This window comes from Vibrio sp. NH-7, from assembly GCF_053643215.1.
Map to the genome: position 1 here is coordinate 680,513 of NZ_CM132187.1, position 18,514 is coordinate 699,026.

The window sequence follows — 18,514 nt, forward strand, 5'->3', positions numbered from 1 at the left end:
ACGAAACAATAACGTGAATGTCTGCGGCGGAGCAGGAAGTACCGCCAACGAAAAGCAATAACAGCGCTCGTGTTGATACAAATAGAAGCGCTCATCAAAGAGGGATAGACCGATGACTAACTTAACTCGCCGCCAACAAATTGAAGCTCTGGAAAAAGACTGGGCAACCAACCCACGTTGGAAACAGGTAAAGCGTCCATATACTGCTGAAGAAGTTGTTGAACTTCGTGGTTCAATGGTTCCTGCTAACACGATTGCACAGCGTGGTGCGGATAAATTGTGGTCACTAGTCAACGGTGATGCAAAAAAAGGCTACGTAAACTGTCTGGGCGCACTGACGGGTGGACAAGCAGTGCAGCAGGCAAAAGCAGGCATTGAAGCGATTTACCTTTCAGGTTGGCAAGTTGCTGCTGATAACAACACAGCGTCAACCATGTACCCTGACCAATCGCTATACCCAGTAGACTCAGTACCGTCTGTGGTTAAGCGTATCAACAACTCATTCCGTCGTGCCGACCAAATTCAATGGTCAGCAGGTAAGTCTCCAGCGGATGAAGGCGGTATTGATTACTTCCTACCTATCGTTGCGGATGCGGAAGCAGGCTTTGGTGGTGTACTTAATGCTTACGAGCTAATGAAGTCGATGATTGATGCGGGCGCAGCGGGTGTTCACTTCGAAGACCAACTTGCCTCAGTGAAAAAATGTGGTCACATGGGCGGTAAAGTACTGGTTCCGACGCAAGAAGCGGTGCAAAAATTGGTTGCTGCGCGCCTAGCAGCAGACGTTGCAGGCACGACAACGCTGGTAATTGCTCGTACGGATGCAAACGCCGCTGACCTACTAACATCAGACTGTGACCCATACGATAAAGACTTCATCGTTGGTGAGCGTACTCAAGAAGGTTTCTACCGTGTACGTGCTGGTATTGACCAAGCAATCTCTCGCGGTCTGGCTTACGCACCATACGCTGACTTAATTTGGTGTGAGACGGCAACGCCTTGTCTAGAGGAAGCGCGTAAATTCGCAGAAGCGATTCACGCGGAATACCCAGACCAACTGCTTGCTTACAACTGTTCTCCATCGTTCAACTGGGAGAAGAACCTAGACGCAGAAACCATTGCGAAGTTCCAACAAGAGCTTTCTGACATGGGTTACAAGTACCAGTTCATCACTTTGGCGGGTATCCACAACATGTGGTTCAACATGTTTGAGCTTGCGCATGACTATGCGAAAGGTGAGGGTATGCGTCACTACGTTGAGAAAGTACAACGTCCTGAGTTCCAAGCGGCAGAGAAAGGCTACACATTCGTTGCACACCAACAAGAAGTGGGTACCGGTTACTTCGATAAGATGACTAACACCATTCAAGGTGGTAACTCTTCAGTGACGGCACTGACTGGCTCTACCGAAGAGGACCAATTTTAATCCCTTAGCCATTCGTACCGCTCGAGAGAGTTAATAGTCAGGCGTTAACTCTCTCGATTTTAGGTACAGATATTCTGTTTAGGCATAAACTTTGACATGCTTTGAGCGGCGCAGGCCGCTCTTTTTTATGCCTTAAAGTTTGAAAAAGCTTAACAGATCTTTTTGTTTAACCGCCAAAGAGGCAAGCTCTTCACTGGCGCTCTTACTTTGCTGAATACCGGAGACGTTTTGGTTGACCAGATCGAAGGTAAGAGAGACGTTTTGTGAAATGTCTTGTGTCACGCCAGACTGCTCTTCAGATGCGGTCGCAACCTGAGTGTTCATATCAGAAATCAAACCAACCGACTCAGTAATCGAGGTAAATGCCGATCTGAGTTCGTCACTGTATTTACGTGACTCTTCAGCGAGCGCTAAGTTAGATTGCATAAACTGATTGGCATCTTTTGCTTGAGCCTGTAAGCGCGAGATGATTTCTTGAATATCGACGGTTGATTGCTGAGTTTTCGCTGCAAGAGAGCGGACTTCATCGGCAACAACAGCAAATCCACGCCCTTGCTCCCCAGCACGAGCGGCCTCGATGGCTGCGTTCAATGCCAGCAAATTAGTTTGCTCTGAAATAGAGTTAATCACTTCCACGACCGTGCCAATCTCGACAGAGTACTCTTGCAGTTGGTTAACAATTTTCGACGTTTCGCCAATCGAGCTGTCCACTTTACTTGCAATTTGGTCTGAGGAGTCGAGAGAGTTACCGCCATTTTGCACATTGGTAGACGCTTCAGATGCTGCGTTTTCAGCGTTCGCGGCGTTTTGGCTCACTTCACTTGCGGTGCTTGAAAGTTCATTGATCGCCGTTGCAATTTGCTCCATTTGACTCAGCTCTTGGCGAGCATTGTTTTCCGTTTCGCCCATGACGGCGGTTAGCTCAACTGAAGCGGATGAAACGTTGTCTGAGATCTGGTGGAAGCCATCAATGATTCGGCGAAGCTCAGTGCGCATTTGCAATATGTTGGCGTAGATCCCGGTTTCGTTGCCTGTCGTTTGGATATGGTTAGATAAGTCACCCTTGGATACGTCTGCGACAATTTTTTCAATATCACTTGGTTCGCCACCGACCACTTTTAGCACGCTACGATAAATAGCAATGGCAATGCCCAGCGCAATAATGATCACGATTGCAGAAAGTACAAAAATGGTCCACTGAGCATTTGAGAAGCGATCGACCATTTCAGGACCAACGCTGTCTTGGTTTTCTTTTGTCGCGAGTTTTATCTCTTCAATGGTTGCCGCCGCAGAGGCGCCCATGACATCTAGCGTGCCAGAGATAACTTGGTTGCGGGAATTGATCGTCGTTACTACGTTATTGAACGTTTCACGGTACTGCTTAAATGACGCTTGAAATGCATTGAGATGGGAAATTTGCTCTGACGTCATCAACTGAGATTCAACTTGCTCAGCGATTTGTGCCACTTTGGCAAACTCTTCGTTGGCGCGCTCTGCATCATTTTGTGCATTACTGGTAAGGAATTTAGAAGCATAAAGGCGCGACAACAACAAATGTTGCTGAAGTGTGCCCGCGCTGACTGCCACATCTAAATCATCCTCAGTCGCAGCCTGGTTCATAATATTAGTGACTGACACACGCATATTTAAGCCAGCAGGATCCAATTGCTCTTTGACCAACTGATTACGCTGATTGACCAGTTGTATCACTTGGTTGAAGCCTTGCTTATACTGTTTTAACTGATTTTCAATCGAGACAAACTCTGACTTGTGACCATCATCAATATGCGAGTTGAGAACCTCTTCTATCAAAGAGATAGCGGTGTTGATGCGCTCATTTAGCGCAGCGATGTTTTCTGGATTATGGTTCTGAATGTACTTTAAGGCGGCTAAACGCGCCTCAAGAATATTGGCTTGAATACGCCCCGTAGAGACACTGGTTAATGCCAGCGCACGGTAGGTATTGAACCCACCACTGGATTGATAGAATCGAAATGAAGCGACAACGGAGATGACCAAAATTAGGCCTAAGATTACCCCAAAACCAAGGGTTAATAATTTTTTAAGGCTCATACCAATGTTCCTGTTAAGCTGACTTTTTCAATTGGTGTGGACTGACGTGGGTATGTATCTATGTTTATAGTTTTGTAACTAAATTATAATGACAGATTGGCGTTTTTTCAGAGAAATAATCTGATGGAGTGACCTTTAGGCAAAAATGCCTTGTTGCTGGTGGCTTTGTAGAGGGAAATCGGTATATACCCGACGGTGAGAGTAATATTCTCTAGCCGCGACAATAGCTTGTCGGTGTTATGGCAAATTACGATGTCGAGGGTGATGGAAGCGCTAGCGATATCGTGCGCTTCCATTGCTATGTAGACGTTCGCATCTACTCCATTTCTTCTGGTTCGGCTTCTTCTTGCAGTTCAAGTAAATTGATGGCGATTGAAACAAAGTCGCTGTCGGTAATAATGCCAACCAAATGGCCTTTATCTACCACAGGTAAACAGCCCACTTTGTGTTTCTGCATGTAGATTGCGCTCTCTTTCAACCCTGCTTGTGGCGCGACGGACATAATGCTGGTTTTCATCACTTCATAAAGCGGAGTATTGAGAGTATAGGACTGACTTTCGGGAAGTTTTTGTAGGCTTGATTCTTGTGCGGCGAGTACATCACGCTGTGAGACGACGCCCAATAACTTTCTATCCGCATCGATGATAGGAACATGACGGATGTCGAGCGCTTCCATCATGTTTTTGGCATCGGCGAGATTGTGGGAGCGAAGAAGCGTATGCGGGTTACGCGTCATCATATCTTCTACCTTAATCATGGCTGCCTCCTGATTTATTCTTTTTTGCTCTTTAAATATAGTGATTTTCTTCACTTGAGTTTGAGAGCTGAACGCGTTTTTGTCCCGATAACCGCAACTTTTTTGCGGTAAATCAATGGTGAGTTCACTCGGCGAGAGCGGGAGGCAAATGAAGGGTTAAATGGGGCAAATGATTACAATAATTCACATCTCTTTCCTTGATATTGCGAGCACGCAGAATATACTAGTCGGCTGCGAAAAACTCGTCGTCTGTTTGTGACAGAATCAGTTCGACTCACATGAAAAACCACGACAAAAGATTTAGTAACATGCAAGTATCTGATTTCCATTTTGACTTACCGGATGAGCTTATTGCTCGTTACCCACAGCCAGAACGCACTGCGAGCCGTTTATTGCAAATGGATGGCAATACCGGCGAACTGGTTGATGGCACATTTACCGATGTTTTAGAGCAAGTCCAGCCAGGCGACTTGGTGGTGTTTAACAACACGCGAGTGATTCCTGCACGTATGTTCGGTCGAAAAGAGTCGGGCGGTAAGCTGGAAGTGCTTGTAGAACGCGTGCTGGATGAGAAAAGCATTCTTGCGCATGTTCGCTGCTCTAAATCTCCAAAGCCGGGAACGACGATTTTCATTGGTGAAAACGATGAATACTCAGCGGAAATGGTGGCGCGTCATGATGCACTGTTTGAGCTGAAGTTTAACGCAGAACAAAATGTACTGGCGGTATTGGAAGAAATCGGCCACATGCCACTTCCTCCGTATATTGACCGCCCTGATGAAGATTCAGATAAAGAGCGCTACCAAACGGTTTACAATGAAAAACCGGGTGCGGTTGCGGCGCCAACGGCAGGTCTTCACTTTGATGAACCTTTGCTTGAAAAGATCAAAGCAAAAGGCGTTGAGTTTGCCTACGTTACCTTGCATGTGGGTGCAGGTACGTTCCAACCTGTGAAAGTCGACAATATCAATGAACACCACATGCATGCTGAGTATGTTGAAGTACCACAAGAAGTGGTGGATGCAATTAACGCCACCAAAGCACGTGGCGGCCGTATTATTGCCGTGGGGACTACGTCTGTACGCTCTCTAGAAAGTGCCGCGCAAGATGCGATCAAAAAGGGCACTGAGTTGGCTCCTTTCTTCGGTGATACCGAGATCTTCATCTTCCCAGGTTACGAATACCAGTTAGTGGATTGTCTAATCACTAACTTCCACCTGCCAGAATCGACACTGATCATGTTGGTCAGCGCATTCGCAGGTTATGAAAATACGATGAACGCATACAAACACGCTGTAGAGAACAAGTACCGTTTCTTCTCTTATGGTGACTCGATGTTCATCAAGAAAAAAACTGACTAGCCTTGTGCTAGTTAGCTTTTTCACCATTTATGATTTACGAGTGCTAGCAGTATGCTAGGAGGCTGACCAGAAGGCTGGTTGGTATCTCGCACGGAAGGCGACCGCTCCTACAATGGGATAATCCCGAAAATATCGTCAGACTGTTTCTCTGACAACCGGAGGCTTCGTGAAGTTAAAATTCGATCTTAAGAAAAAAGACGGTGTTGCACGTCGTGGTCAACTGACCTTCGAACGTGGCACAGTTCAAACGCCAGCATTCATGCCAGTAGGTACTTACGGTACCGTTAAAGGTATGACTCCTGAAGAAGTAAAAGGCACAGGCGCTGAAATCCTGCTTGGTAACACATTCCACCTATGGCTACGCCCTGGTCAAGAAATCATGAAAATGCACGGCGACCTGCACGATTTCATGAACTGGCACGGTCCTATTCTTACGGATTCAGGCGGTTTCCAAGTATTCAGCCTAGGTAAAATGCGCACAATCACTGAAGAAGGCGTACATTTCCGCAACCCTGTAAACGGTGACAAGATCTTCATGGACGCTGAAAAGTCGATGGAAATCCAGAAGGACCTAGGTTCGGATATCGTAATGATCTTCGACGAGTGTACGCCATACCCAGCGACACACGATGAAGCGAAGAAGTCGATGGAAATGTCACTGCGTTGGGCACAGCGTTCTCGCGATCACTTCGATAAGCTAGAAAACCCGAACAACCTTTTTGGTATTGTTCAAGGTGGTGTTTACGAAGACCTGCGTGATGTGTCTGTAAAAGGCCTAACTGAAATCGGTTTTGATGGCTACGCTGTCGGTGGTCTTGCAGTTGGTGAACCTAAAGAAGACATGCACCGCATCCTAGAGCACACATGTCCTCAGCTACCAGAAGACAAGCCTCGCTACCTAATGGGTGTAGGTAAACCTGAAGACTTGGTTGAAGGCGTTCGCCGTGGTATCGACATGTTTGACTGTGTAATGCCAACGCGTAATGCTCGTAATGGTCACCTATTTGTGACTGGCGGTGTGATCAAGATCCGTAATGCGAAACATAAAACAGATACAACGCCATTGGATCCACACTGTGACTGTTACACTTGTCAAAACTACTCGAAGTCGTACTTGCACCACTTAGAGCGTTGTAACGAAATCTTGGGTGCGCGTCTAAATACGATCCACAATCTTCGTTACTACCAACGCCTAATGGAAAGTATCCGTACAGCGATTGATGAAGATCGATTCGATGAGTTCGTGAAAGAGTTCTATGAGCGTCGTGGCCGTGAAGTGCCGCCACTATCGAAAGAGCAGTAATCGACACGATATAAAGATTCAAAGCCTTTGGCACTTTGCCAGAGGCTTTTGCTAATAAAGTAGGCGAACGCAAGCTATTTTTGAGAGAGCGATCTCTATTAGTCACTCTCAGACTTGAAACTAAATTGCGAAAGCCCAACTTGGACATTAATAAAAAATACTAGAGGATGTTTTAATGTTTATTTCTCAAGCTCACGCAGCAGCAGAAGGTGCACCAGCAGGCGGCGGTTTCGAAATGCTAATCATGTTAGGTATGTTCGCGGTGATCTTCTACTTCATGATCTACCGTCCACAAGCTAAGCGTGTAAAAGAGCATAAGAGTCTAATGAGCTCGATGGGTAAAGGTGATGAAGTGCTAACAAGCGGTGGTCTAGTGGGTAAAATCACTAAAATCGCAGAAGACAACGACTACATCTCAATCGAGCTAAACACAAATAACGAAGTTGTAATCAAGAAAGATTTCGTTACTGCAGTGCTACCAAAAGGTACGCTTAAGTCTCTATAAACAGCTAAAGGATCTCCGCTGTGCTAAACCGCTATCCATTATGGAAGTATCTGATGGTGGTGTTAACCATCGCCGTTGCGGCCTTGTACGCACTTCCAAATATTTACGGTGAAGATCCGGCTATTCAAGTTACAGGGGCGCGTGGCGCCTCTGTTGATATGTCAACGCTGGATTCTGTCACACAAGCTCTTGATAAAGAGGGCTTATCTCATAAATCCATTGCCTTAGAAAATGGATCTATTCTCGTACGTTTTAACGACACTGATACGCAAATTAGTGCTCGTGACGTGATCAATGAAGCGCTTGGCAAAGACAAGATTGTTGCTCTGAACCTTGCTCCTGCAACCCCTGACTGGCTTGAGTCTATTGGTGCAAATCCAATGAAGCTTGGTCTTGACCTACGTGGTGGTGTTCACTTCCTGATGGAAGTCGACATGGACGCTGCAATGGAGAAGTTGGTTGGTCAACAGGAAGAAGCTTTCCGTAGTGAGCTACGTGAAGCGAAACTTCGTTACCGTGCCATTCGCCCTGCAGGGAAAGACGGCGTAGAAGTTTTACTTCGCAACGCCGAGCAACTTGCTGAAGCCGAAGCACTACTTGAGAAAAACCATCCGGATATGATCTTTGTTGATTCAGATTCGAATGGTCGCTTTGCATTGACCGCAACCTTTACTGAGCAACGTCTAACTGAAATTCGCAACTATGCGGTAGAGCAGAACATTACGATTCTGCGTAACCGTGTAAACGAACTGGGTGTTGCTGAGCCTCTTGTTCAGCGTCAAGGTGCAAGCCGAATTGTAGTTGAGTTACCTGGTGTTCAAGACACCGCTCGCGCGAAAGAAATTCTTGGTGCAACCGCTACGCTTGAGTTCCGTGAAGTGGACTCTCAAGCGGATCTTGCTGCAGCTGCTAATGGCCGCGCGCCAGCTGGCAGCGAAATCAAGCAAGACCGTGATGGTCGCCCAGTTGTGCTTAAGAAGCGTGTCATTCTAGGCGGTCAAAGCATTACTGACGCAAGTTCAAGTGTTGATGAATATGGTCGCCCTCAAGTTAACATCTCGCTAGACAGCGAAGGTGGTAACAAGATGGCTGCGTTCTCACGCCAGAATATCGGTAAGCTAATGGCAACGGTGTTCGCTGAATACAAAGACAGCGGTCGCCGAACTCCTGAAGGCCGTGTGATTCTGAACAAGCACGAAGAAGTGATCAACCAAGCAACGATTCAATCTGCGCTAGGTCGTAACTTCCGTATCACAGGTATTGATTCTGCGGCAGAAGCCCACAACCTAGCACTTCTACTTCGTGCAGGTGCTTTGATTGCACCGATCTCGATTGTTGAAGAGCGTACCATTGGTCCATCTATGGGTCAGCAAAACATCGATATGGGCATCCAAGCGATGATTTGGGGTATGGTTGCGGTAATGCTGTTTACCTTGGTTTACTACCGCAAGTTTGGCTTGATTGCTAACGTCGCGCTAATGGCGAACCTAGTGTTGATCATTGGTGTGATGTCGATGATTCCTGGTGCAACCATGACCCTACCGGGTATTGCGGGTATCGTTCTTACCGTCGGTATGGCCGTCGATGCGAACGTATTGATCTTTGAGCGTATTCGTGAAGAGCTTCGTGATGGCCGCAGCCCTCAGCAAGCAATTCACCAAGGCTATGCAAATGCATTCAGTACCATTGCCGATGCGAACATCACGACCCTAATCACAGCGATCATCCTGTTTGCAGTGGGTACGGGCGCGATCAAAGGTTTCGCGGTCACGCTATCTATCGGTATCTTAACGTCTATGTTTACAGCCATTGTGGGTACACGTTGTATCGTGAACCTTGCATACGGTGGTAAGCGAATCAACAAACTGTCGATCTAAGGCTAGGAATTAGTATGTTTCAGATTCTAAAAGCAGAAAATACGATCGACTTTATGCGTTGGTCGAAGCTGGCATTCGTGTTCTCAATCCTCATGATTGGTGCGTCTATCTTTACTCTCTCAACCAAGTGGTTGAACTGGGGGCTAGATTTTACAGGCGGTACGCTAATCGAAGTGGGTTTCGAGCAGCCAGCAAACCTTGAAGACATTCGTAGCGCGCTTGAAGCAAAAGGCTTTGGTGATGCAACGGTACAGAACTTTGGTAGTGCTCGTGACGTGATGGTACGTCTTCGTCCACGTGATGATGTTGCGGGTGAAACGCTGGGCAACCAGATCCTAAACGCTATCAAAGATGGTACAGGTGAAAGCGTAGAAATGCGTCGAATCGAGTTCGTAGGCCCTAACGTGGGTGACGAACTAACTGAAGCGGGTGGTCTTGCGATCCTTGTTTCGCTTATCTGTATCTTGATCTACGTATCGGTGCGATTCGAATGGCGTTTGGCAGCGGGTGCGGTATTGGCGCTTGCTCACGACGTTATTATTACGCTTGGTATCTTCTCTTTGATGCAAATTGAAGTGGACCTGACTATCGTAGCGGCGTTATTGACGGTGGTCGGTTACTCGCTCAACGATACCATTGTTGTCTTCGACCGTATCCGTGAGAACTTCCGTAAGATGCGTAAAGGCGAACCTGCAGACATCATGAACAGCTCAATTACTCAAACATTGAGCCGTACCTTGATTACTTCTGGTACTACCTTGTTCGTAGTTATTGCTCTGTTTACGCAGGGTGGGGCTATGATTCATGGCTTCGCAACCGCACTTCTACTGGGTATTACGGTTGGTACTTACTCATCAATCTACGTAGCATCAGCGCTAGCATTGAAACTGGGTATTACCAAAGAACACCTAATGCCACCTCAAGTAGAAAAAGAGGGTGCAGAGTTCGACGAGATGCCATAATCATCTCGAATAAGAGTGTAAAGCCGCTGCTTGTCAGCGGCTTTGTTGTTTTTGGAGGGCAGAGAATGCGCATACTCGTCTTATGGCTTGGTTTACTGTCATGTCACGCATCGGCGACGACTTTGCTGCTCACAACACCTATCCAAGAGTTTGTCTCTGACGTGCAATCGTCTTGGGTGCAATGTGAGGAGCAAGTCTGGTGTCAGGACGTGTTAACTTATTATCGCCATGACTACTATGGGCAAGCTGAACGCATTCATGAGCAGTGGGTGCTGGAGTTGTTCAGTGAGTATTCGAACCATCGATTCTCAGATCTACAATTGAATCTGCGTAGTGATGGTTTTTTCTTGATCTACGTTGATATCGCTGGGGAACAGTTTGATGTGAACCAGCAGTTAATCGTTAAAGGGGCTGAAGAGGCCGATAAAGCGCTCATTGAGTTCATTAATGCTTTTCCGGCTGCGCAGCCAAGAGTTTTAACTTGGCAAAGCCGATTATGGAAAGCCAAGTTGGTGAGTGATGGCGAGCTCATTTCGCTGAGTTTAATTCCGCGGTGAAACGCAAAAATAAACTTCTCTAGATGCCGCACACTTTTCTTATTGGCTACAAACTTTAAGTCATAACTTGTTATGATGGTTGAAAATAATAAATAGGAAGCAAGTCATGCCACATTTACGTTTTCGTGCAGTCGAACCACAAACGGTTCAAACTCTTTCTCAATCTCTCATTGACGGGTTGCAGCCTCATATGGATTGCCCAAGAGAGGATTTTACCTTTGAGTATATCTACAGTACCTTTTTCCATGAGGGGGAAGTTAGCGCTGCATACCCATTTGTCGAAGTGCTTTGGTTTGACCGCGGCCAAGAGACGCAAGATGCTGTGGCTAAGATCATTACTTCTCAAGTTCGTGGGATTATCGGTGAAGATGTCGATGTTGCGGTTATCTTTACGGCGTTGAATGCGCAAGGTTATTACGACAACGGATCACACTACTAGAGCCGATAAGAGCGGTTTCAATCGGCGCAAGCAAGGGAGCTCAAGGGAATGAAAATCACGTTCGGTTATCGAAAAGGCTTTTGGGCTCTGTTGCTTATTTTAGTGTTCTCACCAGCACACGCCAGTCCTTGGGAGCAAGTCACACAGCCTTCATCACAAGCGCCTCAGTCAATCGGCAGTTATGCTAATGGGTGTCTTGCTGGCGGTGCCTCTCTACCGTTAAGTGGCGATGGTTATCAAGTGATTCGAAGTCAGCGGGCTCGTTACTATGGTCACCCTGACGCAATTGGCTTTATCCAGCGTCTTGGTGCCTTGTCTCAGCAGCAGCTCTCCACACATATTTTGATCGGTGATATGTCACTGCCTCAAGGCGGCCGATTCTCTTCAGGGCATTCCAGCCATCAAACCGGATTAGATATTGATATCTGGTTAAAACTGGCCGATGAGCCGTTGTCACAGACTCAGTTGGCAGAGCCTAAACCGCTTAGTGTCGTTAACATCGAGCAATACCAACTGCTGAAAAACAATTGGAACCCGCGACATTTTGAGCTGGTTAAACTGGCTGCAAGCGATGAGCAGGTGGCGCGAATTTTTGTTCACCCTGTGATTAAAGAGAAGTTATGTGCCAGTGAACAAGCGAGTGATCGGGCTTGGTTACGCAAAGTGCGCCCGTGGTGGGGTCATCACTACCATATGCACGTGAGGTTAAAGTGCCCGCAAGATAGCCGTCACTGTAAGCCACAAGCAGCGCCACCACAAGGTGATGGTTGTGGTGCTGAGTTGGCGAGTTGGAAACCACAGCCTAAGCCGGCAGCCCCAAAAGCCGCTTCTGTAAAAGCGAAGAAGAAATCACCAAAAGTGATGCCCGAACAGTGTCGACAACTTCTGGCTGTAAATGGTCGTTGATAAATTCATAATAGCCACACAGTTACTCTTGTTTTTGTAATTTTATTTCATATATCCCGAACTCTAAGTACGAATAATTCGAACTCTGATTTTTCGTCTCTATCTCGTTACATTTCTTTTCTCTTTTTCAATTTTCGCTACGCTTTCACGTCTTTTGTGACGATTTTTACGGCTCTTTTTATCACTTGAGTTGATATAAATCATGGCTGTAGAGAACCAGAGCCCCTGATTTTCTCTGACCATAAATCCAAACGGTCTCTTTTTTCGTAAAAAAATTACAGTTAACTACGTTTTAAGCACGACACGTTATTGAGGAACCGAGATGTTAGATACCCTCATGCTGTCGCGGATTCAGTTCGCGGCCAATATCAGCTTTCACATTCTTTTTCCGACCATCACTATCGCTTTGGCTTGGATGCTGGTCTTTTTTAAGTGGCGCTACAATCGCACTCAAGCACCTGTTTGGCTCGATGTTTATTATTTCTGGGTCAAAATTTTCGCCCTGACATTCGCTTTGGGCGTCGTGTCGGGCATTACGATGAGTTTTCAATTTGGAACCAACTGGCCTGGTTTTATGGAGCGAGTCGGCAATGTCGCAGGACCGCTATTGGGCTATGAGGTGATGACTGCATTCTTTATGGAAGCGACTTTCCTTGGGGTGATGTTGTTTGGTCGAGGCCGCGTCCCTGATTGGTTTCATACCCTTGCGACGGTATTGGTTGCGGTGGGGACAACCATGTCAGCGTTTTGGATCTTAGTACTCAACAGTTGGATGCATACGCCAAGTGGCTACGAAGTGGTCGATGGCATCGTGCACGTCACCAGTTGGAAAGAAGTGATTCTCAACCCATCGCTGCCTTACCGCTTTGCTCATACTTTGCTCGCCTCTGCCTTGACGGCAAGTTTCTTGATCGCCGGTATCTCAGCTTATCAAGTGATCAAGCAACCGAATCATCGAGCCGCTAAATTGGGCTTGAAAGTCTCTCTATTTGCGGCAGCAGGATTTATACCACTGCAGATAGTCGTTGGGGATTTACATGGATTGAATACCCTAGAGCATCAACCTGCCAAAATCGCGGCGATGGAAGGGGTTTGGGAAACGGAGCAAGGAGCACCTTTGCTGTTGTTTGCAGTGCCGAACGAAGAGACGCGAAGCAACGATTTTGCTGTTGGCATTCCTAAGCTCGCGAGTCTGATATTGACGCATGACCTTAACGGGGAGATTGCGGGGTTAAATGAGTTTTCGCCGGATCACCCACCGGTTAAGCCGCTTTTCTTTGGTTTCAGAGTCATGGTTGGGGTCGGTGTGTTGATGTTATTGGTCAGTTGGTTTGGGGCGGCTAGGTTGGCTCGCAAAAAAGCACTGCCGAAGCCATATCTTTATACCGTGCTGGCGATGACGTTTTCCGGCTGGGTAGCAACATTGGCGGGATGGTACGTGACAGAGATAGGCAGGCAGCCGTGGCTTGTGAGTGGAGTTCTGAGAACCTCTGAAGCCGTGACCCCAGTTGCGAGCAGCCAAGTCATGATTTCGCTGGTTATGTATTTAGTGATCTACGCGATTTTGCTGGTGGCGTACATTCACACTCTGTTCTATTTGGCACGTAAAGACGTGGCAGCGCATCAAGTTACCCTAGAGCAACAAGAGGCCTAATCATGCTCGACTATTTACCAGAAATTTATCTTTTGCTGCTTGGCTTTTCGGTCTTTATGTATGCAGTGCTAGACGGCTACGATTTGGGCGTGGGGATCTTGTTGCCTAGTGATAATGAAGTTCAACGCGATAGGATGATTGCCTCGATCGGACCATTTTGGGATGCCAATGAAACCTGGTTGGTACTCGCAGTAGGTATTTTGTTGATCGCTTTTCCTACCGCACACAGTTTGATTCTTACCGAGCTTTATCTACCAACGGCGATTATGCTGATTGCGCTGATCATGCGTGGGGTAGCGTTTGATTTCCGAGCCAAAGCAAACGCTGACCACAAACCGCGCTGGGATTGGTGTTTTAGGATCGGATCATTGGTGACTGCGCTGACTCAGGGTTACATGGTTGGCCGATACATCATGGGCTTTGAGCACAGTAGTGAGGCGTTTGGTTTTGCTTGGTTAAGTGCTTTATGTGTCGCGGCCGCGTATGTCTACATTGGTGGTGCTTGGCTGGTACTCAAAACGGAAGGGGATTTACAGGTCCGTTCAGCGCGATGGTCAAGGCGCGCGGGTTGGCTTGCTGCTCTGGGCATTCTGGCTGTGAGTGTGATTAACCCTATCGTCAACGAGCAGGTTGCTCTTCGCTGGTTCAGCTTCCCAGAAATCTTGCTATTAACCCCTGTACCACTTGTGGTGCTGGCTACGATATTTCTAGTCGACCGTTATTTGCGTCAAGTCCCTATGGTCAATGACCTCGGTGTCCGCTGGCCATTCTTTGGCGTTACTCTGATTTTTGCTCTCAGCTTCCTTGGCTTAGCGTACAGCTTTTTCCCTGAGGTGGTACCGGGCACCATGTCAGCAAAAGAGGCGGCGTCTTCTCCTGCAACTTTGATGATTGTCGGGTATGGGGTAATGATCGTGATGCCGATGATCTTGCTTTATACCTTCGCGGTGTATCGAATTTTTAAGGGGAAAGCGACGGAGTTGAGCTACAAGTAAAACATCAGATACGAAAACGCCGCTCGAGGATGAGCGGCGTTTTATTTATTAAGCTAAGCCCTGAATAATAACGAACTTTTCGAGCAGTTCTTCTTCAGTCTCAACATGGTCTGGATCGGTGATGATACATTTAGTAATCGGACACACCGACTGACACGTTGGCTTCTCGTAGTGACCTTTACACTCAGTGCAGAGATCGGGGTCGATCTCAAAGATAGTGTCACCCATAGTAATCGCGCCGTTTGGGCACTCTGGGTCACACATATCGCAGTTAATGCACTTGTCAGTGATCAGTAAAGCCATGCTTATTTACCTGTTGGGTTACGGGTATCCTGACCTGCATTTAAGTTACGCATTAATAGGCCGTATTCTAGGTCCATGTCTTGTGGAACTGGGATGAATACGAAGTGGCCGTTTCCTTTTGCGTCGTCGATAACTTCTGACTTGCGGTTTTCCATCGCTTCAAGTGTGAAGATTACATTGCCTTTTGGTGTCATCAGCTCAAGGCTGTCACCGACAACGAATTTGTTCTTCACTTCAACTTCAGCAAGGTCACCACGGCGTTTGCCAGTGAACTCACCCACAAATTGCTGAGCGTCAGATACCGAGTAACCGTAGTCGTAGTTTTGGTACGCATCATGCGTGTGACGACGTAGGAAACCTTCGGTGTAACCACGGTGCGCTAGGCTCTCTAGTGTACCCATTAGGCTTTCATCAAATGGTTTGCCTGCAACTGCGTCATCAATCGCTTTACGGTAAACCTGAGCAGTACGAGCACAGTAGTAGAATGATTTAGTACGACCTTCGATCTTCAGTGAGTGAACACCCATCTTAGTTAGACGCTCAACGTGCTGAACAGCGCGCAGGTCTTTAGAGTTCATGATGTAGGTACCGTGCTCGTCTTCGTAAGCGGCCATCTTCTCTTCTGGACGGTGCGCTTCCGAAAGCAGAACCACTTCATCAGTAGGTTTGCCACGACCGATAGTCGTTTCAGGACGCTCGTCTTGAACTTCAACCGCTTGCGCTTCTGCCGGGTCAAATTTCTCTACGATGTCGCCAGTGTCGTTTTCCTTGCCTTCTTCAACTTTGTATTCCCAACGACATGCGTTAGTACATGTACCTTGGTTAGGGTCACGTTTGTTGATGTAACCAGAAAGTAGGCAGCGGCCAGAGTAAGCCATACATAGAGCGCCGTGAACAAATACTTCCAGTTCAGTCTCAGGACAGTGCTCACGAATCTCTTCGATCTCTTCTAGAGAAAGCTCACGAGAAACAATCACACGCTCAACGCCGTTAGCTGCCCAGAACTTCACTGTTGCCCAGTTTACTGCGTTCGCTTGAACAGACAGGTGGATTGGCATTTCAGGGAAGGCTTCACGAACCATCATGATAAGACCAGGGTCAGACATGATTAGTGCGTCAGGGCCCATCTCAACAACCGGTTTAAGATCGCGGATAAAGGTTTTTAGCTTAGAGTTGTGCGGTTGGATGTTACATACCACGTAAAGCTTTTTGCCTAGGGCATGAGCTTCATCGATACCGATTTTTAGGTTTTCGTGGTTGAACTCGTTGTTACGTACGCGAAGGCTGTAACGAGGTTGGCCTGCGTATACCGCGTCTGCGCCGTAGGCAAATGCGTAACGCATGTTTTTAAGGCTACCTGCAGGTGACAGTAGCTCAGGTACGAATGCTTTCTCAGTCATGTGTAATTCTCTTAATCTGATCTCAAGTCAGGCCGAACCCACCAGATGGGATCGGGGGCGCAAATTTTACGCCAAAATGTGACTTGTGACTAGGAAAAAGTCCATGACTACGGTGAGGGAATTGGCAAGCAGGTGCCCGACGGGTCGAGCACCTTAAAGAGAAGTTAAGCGTTAGGGTGAGGCAAACCGCCTAAGCACTCGTACAAGTTTGGTAAGAAGGCACTGAACTCACCGCACATTAGAGAAAAATCGGCATCGAAGCGAGCTGCTTGATCTTCGCGAGGAATATCATCGTTTTGATCTTTCAGTTCATCTGAGAATTTCAGGCGTTTGATACTGCCATCTTCTGCCAGAATAAACTCGATACGCTCTTGCCACCAAATCGCCAGCTTGGTCACCATCTTATCTGCTTCGATATGGCTGCGAATTTCATCGGCGGTCAGTTCTTGTTTCTTACAACGGATCACGCCGCCTTCTTCGAGTACTGATTTAAGCTCTGCTTCATCAAGCATTTGGATACCAACGGGAGTTTCACCCGTTTTGACCCACTCTGTCAGCGTGTTTTCAATCGGCTTTTCAGGGATTGCAGGCACAACAGGTAGGCTACCCATGGTTTTGCGCAGCAGAGCTAGTACATCTTCAGCTTTCTTCGAGCTGCTTGCATCAACCAGAATAAAGCCTTCTTTTGGCAGGATGAGCACGTAAGTATGGCTGCTGCGGCTAAATGCACGTGGCAGAAGATCCATCACGATATCGTCTTTTAGATTGTCTTTCTCTTTCTTTTTAAGAGGGCGACCTTCTTGTGCTTCCATCGCTTCAATTTTTGCGTTCAATGAATCTTTGATCACTGACGCAGGCAGCATTTTTTCTTCTTTTTTGGCACACACAAGAATGCGGTTTTCAGAGACGTGAGTCATCATGTCGCCATGTTTACCCATCGCTGTAACCCAGCCAAACTTTTGCTTATCTTGGCTGCCACATGGGGTAAAACGAAACTCAGCTAACTGCTTTTCTAGTTGATCTGCATTGAATTCGATTTCACGGTTAAAACGATATACCAGACAGTTTTTAAACCACATACTCTTTCTCTATACCTTAAAAATTGCAGCTAATCATAAAGACTTTTGTCGAGTTTGTCTTACTGCAAACACACAATAGTGGGATGAAAGTTATATGAAAATTTGTTTTCAAAGGTCACAAAAGTGTCATAATTGCTAGTAATAATGCTTATCGTTGCAAAGGGTTAATGCCCGATTAAATTCAACTAAAACAAAGGTTATTCAATTATGTCTAGAAGGATTCTGGTTGTTGAAGACGAAGCGCCAATTCGCGAAATGCTATGCTTTGTTCTTGAGCAAAAAGGTTACCAAGCAGTAGAAGCGGAAGATTACGACTCTGCGGTAACTAAATTGGCTGAACCCTTCCCAGATCTAGTACTGCTAGATTGGATGCTACCTGGTGGCAGTGGTATCAACTTCATTAAGCACATGAAGCGTGAAGAGCTGACGCGTAATATCCCAGTTGTGATGTTGACTGCGCGTGGTGAAGAGGAAGACAAAGTTCGCGGTTTGGAAGTGGGTGCAGATGATTACATCACTAAGCCATTTTCACCGAAAGAGCTGGTGGCTCGACTAAAAGCGGTGATCCGTCGCGTTACTCCGACGGCGCTAGAAGACGTCATTGATGTCCAAGGTCTTAAATTAGACCCCGTTTCTCACCGAGTGACCGCGAATGATGAAGCGCTCGATATGGGACCAACTGAATTTAAAATGTTGCACTTCTTTATGACGCACCAAGAGCGCGTGTATAGTCGTGAGCAATTGCTTAACAACGTATGGGGCACCAACGTGTATGTCGAAGATCGTACTGTTGATGTTCACATTCGTCGTTTACGTAAAGCCTTAGAAGCCGCCGGTCATGATAAGCTGATCCAAACAGTGCGCGGTGCTGGCTACCGTTTCTCGACCAAAGCGTAATTGAGAGACGAATTCGAAAC

At 46.9% G+C, this 18,514-nt stretch carries 17 protein-coding genes; 12 read left to right on the plus strand and 5 right to left on the minus strand.

The features are described 5' to 3' along the window. Positions 1-112 precede the first annotated feature (112 nt). On the plus strand, positions 113-1,426 hold the full coding sequence (gene aceA, locus ACUALS_RS03345) for an isocitrate lyase (protein ID WP_005471528.1): 1,314 nt from the start codon (positions 113-115) through the stop codon (positions 1,424-1,426). A gap of 132 nt (positions 1,427-1,558) precedes the next feature. On the opposite strand, the gene ACUALS_RS03350 is transcribed toward aceA, so the two are convergent. Together ACUALS_RS03350 and ACUALS_RS03355 are read right to left on the minus strand one after the other, a co-directional pair. Beyond that, complete coding sequence (locus tag ACUALS_RS03350) at positions 1,559-3,499, minus strand: HAMP domain-containing methyl-accepting chemotaxis protein (RefSeq protein WP_454448849.1); 1,941 nt, start codon at positions 3,497-3,499, stop codon at positions 1,559-1,561. Positions 3,500-3,815: 316 nt separating this feature from the next. Continuing rightward, a complete protein-coding gene (locus ACUALS_RS03355) occupies positions 3,816-4,256 on the minus strand; it encodes a CBS domain-containing protein (protein ID WP_005471529.1) in 441 nt (146 codons plus the stop codon). Positions 4,257-4,564: 308 nt separating this feature from the next. Here ACUALS_RS03355 and queA point away from each other — a divergent pair, with 308 nt between their 5' ends. The 10 genes from queA (at position 4,565) to ACUALS_RS03405 (ending at position 14,815) form a co-directional block, all read left to right on the plus strand. Further along, positions 4,565-5,617: a tRNA preQ1(34) S-adenosylmethionine ribosyltransferase-isomerase QueA gene (gene queA / locus ACUALS_RS03360; RefSeq protein WP_038139897.1), complete on the plus strand. Its 1,053-nt coding sequence runs from the start codon at positions 4,565-4,567 to the stop codon at positions 5,615-5,617. Positions 5,618-5,783: 166 nt separating this feature from the next. Continuing rightward, a complete protein-coding gene (gene tgt / locus ACUALS_RS03365; protein WP_454448850.1) occupies positions 5,784-6,920 on the plus strand; it encodes a tRNA guanosine(34) transglycosylase Tgt in 1,137 nt (378 codons plus the stop codon). Positions 6,921-7,095: 175 nt separating this feature from the next. Continuing rightward, a complete protein-coding gene (gene yajC / locus ACUALS_RS03370) occupies positions 7,096-7,425 on the plus strand; it encodes a preprotein translocase subunit YajC (RefSeq protein ID WP_004747918.1) in 330 nt (109 codons plus the stop codon). Between the two features lie 20 nt (positions 7,426-7,445). Beyond that, on the plus strand, positions 7,446-9,302 hold the full coding sequence (secD, locus tag ACUALS_RS03375) for a protein translocase subunit SecD (RefSeq protein ID WP_454448851.1): 1,857 nt from the start codon (positions 7,446-7,448) through the stop codon (positions 9,300-9,302). Between the two features lie 14 nt (positions 9,303-9,316). Continuing rightward, positions 9,317-10,264 (plus strand): protein translocase subunit SecF, encoded by a 948-nt coding sequence (secF, locus tag ACUALS_RS03380; RefSeq protein WP_005471464.1) that lies wholly within the window; start codon positions 9,317-9,319, stop codon positions 10,262-10,264. Between the two features lie 65 nt (positions 10,265-10,329). Continuing rightward, complete coding sequence (locus ACUALS_RS03385) at positions 10,330-10,821, plus strand: hypothetical protein (protein WP_454448852.1); 492 nt, start codon at positions 10,330-10,332, stop codon at positions 10,819-10,821. A 106-nt stretch (positions 10,822-10,927) separates the two neighbouring features. Next, positions 10,928-11,260 (plus strand): DUF1904 domain-containing protein, encoded by a 333-nt coding sequence (locus tag ACUALS_RS03390; RefSeq protein ID WP_005471597.1) that lies wholly within the window; start codon positions 10,928-10,930, stop codon positions 11,258-11,260. Positions 11,261-11,308: 48 nt separating this feature from the next. Next, on the plus strand, positions 11,309-12,166 hold the full coding sequence (gene mepA, locus ACUALS_RS03395) for a penicillin-insensitive murein endopeptidase (RefSeq protein WP_005471495.1): 858 nt from the start codon (positions 11,309-11,311) through the stop codon (positions 12,164-12,166). A 322-nt stretch (positions 12,167-12,488) separates the two neighbouring features. Continuing rightward, positions 12,489-13,820 carry a cytochrome ubiquinol oxidase subunit I gene (locus ACUALS_RS03400; RefSeq protein ID WP_454448853.1) on the plus strand — a complete coding sequence of 444 codons (1,332 nt, stop codon included), beginning with the start codon at positions 12,489-12,491 and terminating at the stop codon, positions 13,818-13,820. A 2-nt stretch (positions 13,821-13,822) separates the two neighbouring features. After that, positions 13,823-14,815 carry a cytochrome d ubiquinol oxidase subunit II gene (locus ACUALS_RS03405; protein WP_038139902.1) on the plus strand — a complete coding sequence of 331 codons (993 nt, stop codon included), beginning with the start codon at positions 13,823-13,825 and terminating at the stop codon, positions 14,813-14,815. A 48-nt stretch (positions 14,816-14,863) separates the two neighbouring features. Here ACUALS_RS03405 and ACUALS_RS03410 read toward each other — a convergent pair whose 3' ends face one another. The 3 genes from ACUALS_RS03410 to rdgC all read right to left on the minus strand — a co-directional run bounded on the left by ACUALS_RS03410 (position 14,864) and on the right by rdgC (position 17,597). Then, positions 14,864-15,118, minus strand: coding sequence for a YfhL family 4Fe-4S dicluster ferredoxin (locus tag ACUALS_RS03410; protein ID WP_038189740.1), 255 nt, complete (start codon positions 15,116-15,118; stop codon positions 14,864-14,866). 2 nt (positions 15,119-15,120) lie between these two features. Then, a complete protein-coding gene (gene trhP, locus ACUALS_RS03415) occupies positions 15,121-16,518 on the minus strand; it encodes a prephenate-dependent tRNA uridine(34) hydroxylase TrhP (protein ID WP_038139905.1) in 1,398 nt (465 codons plus the stop codon). 164 nt (positions 16,519-16,682) lie between these two features. Further along, a complete protein-coding gene (gene rdgC, locus ACUALS_RS03420) occupies positions 16,683-17,597 on the minus strand; it encodes a recombination-associated protein RdgC (RefSeq protein WP_005471494.1) in 915 nt (304 codons plus the stop codon). 207 nt (positions 17,598-17,804) lie between these two features. Between rdgC and phoB the strand changes: the two genes are divergently transcribed. After that, the gene (gene phoB, locus ACUALS_RS03425) at positions 17,805-18,494 is read left to right on the plus strand and encodes a phosphate regulon transcriptional regulator PhoB (protein ID WP_004747931.1); all 690 of its coding nucleotides are present in this window, start codon (positions 17,805-17,807) and stop codon (positions 18,492-18,494) included. The last annotated feature ends 20 nt before the right edge of the window (positions 18,495-18,514 follow it).

What these genes read in the sequence shown, in the direction of transcription:
- ACUALS_RS03390 (WP_005471597.1), top strand. Translation starts at nt 10,928, where the DNA reads ATGCCACATTTACGTTTTCGTGCAGTCGAACCACAAACGGTTCAAACT.
- aceA (WP_005471528.1), top strand. Translation starts at nt 113, where the DNA reads ATGACTAACTTAACTCGCCGCCAACAAATTGAAGCTCTGGAAAAAGAC.
- ACUALS_RS03405 (WP_038139902.1), top strand. Translation starts at nt 13,823, where the DNA reads ATGCTCGACTATTTACCAGAAATTTATCTTTTGCTGCTTGGCTTTTCG.
- ACUALS_RS03355 (WP_005471529.1), bottom strand. Translation starts at nt 4,256, where the DNA reads ATGATTAAGGTAGAAGATATGATGACGCGTAACCCGCATACGCTTCTT.
- ACUALS_RS03410 (WP_038189740.1), bottom strand. Translation starts at nt 15,118, where the DNA reads ATGGCTTTACTGATCACTGACAAGTGCATTAACTGCGATATGTGTGAC.
- ACUALS_RS03385 (WP_454448852.1), top strand. Translation starts at nt 10,330, where the DNA reads ATGCGCATACTCGTCTTATGGCTTGGTTTACTGTCATGTCACGCATCG.
- yajC (WP_004747918.1), top strand. Translation starts at nt 7,096, where the DNA reads ATGTTTATTTCTCAAGCTCACGCAGCAGCAGAAGGTGCACCAGCAGGC.
- ACUALS_RS03400 (WP_454448853.1), top strand. Translation starts at nt 12,489, where the DNA reads ATGTTAGATACCCTCATGCTGTCGCGGATTCAGTTCGCGGCCAATATC.
- ACUALS_RS03350 (WP_454448849.1), bottom strand. Translation starts at nt 3,499, where the DNA reads ATGAGCCTTAAAAAATTATTAACCCTTGGTTTTGGGGTAATCTTAGGC.
- trhP (WP_038139905.1), bottom strand. Translation starts at nt 16,518, where the DNA reads ATGACTGAGAAAGCATTCGTACCTGAGCTACTGTCACCTGCAGGTAGC.
- mepA (WP_005471495.1), top strand. Translation starts at nt 11,309, where the DNA reads ATGAAAATCACGTTCGGTTATCGAAAAGGCTTTTGGGCTCTGTTGCTT.
- secF (WP_005471464.1), top strand. Translation starts at nt 9,317, where the DNA reads ATGTTTCAGATTCTAAAAGCAGAAAATACGATCGACTTTATGCGTTGG.
- rdgC (WP_005471494.1), bottom strand. Translation starts at nt 17,597, where the DNA reads ATGTGGTTTAAAAACTGTCTGGTATATCGTTTTAACCGTGAAATCGAA.
- phoB (WP_004747931.1), top strand. Translation starts at nt 17,805, where the DNA reads ATGTCTAGAAGGATTCTGGTTGTTGAAGACGAAGCGCCAATTCGCGAA.
- queA (WP_038139897.1), top strand. Translation starts at nt 4,565, where the DNA reads ATGCAAGTATCTGATTTCCATTTTGACTTACCGGATGAGCTTATTGCT.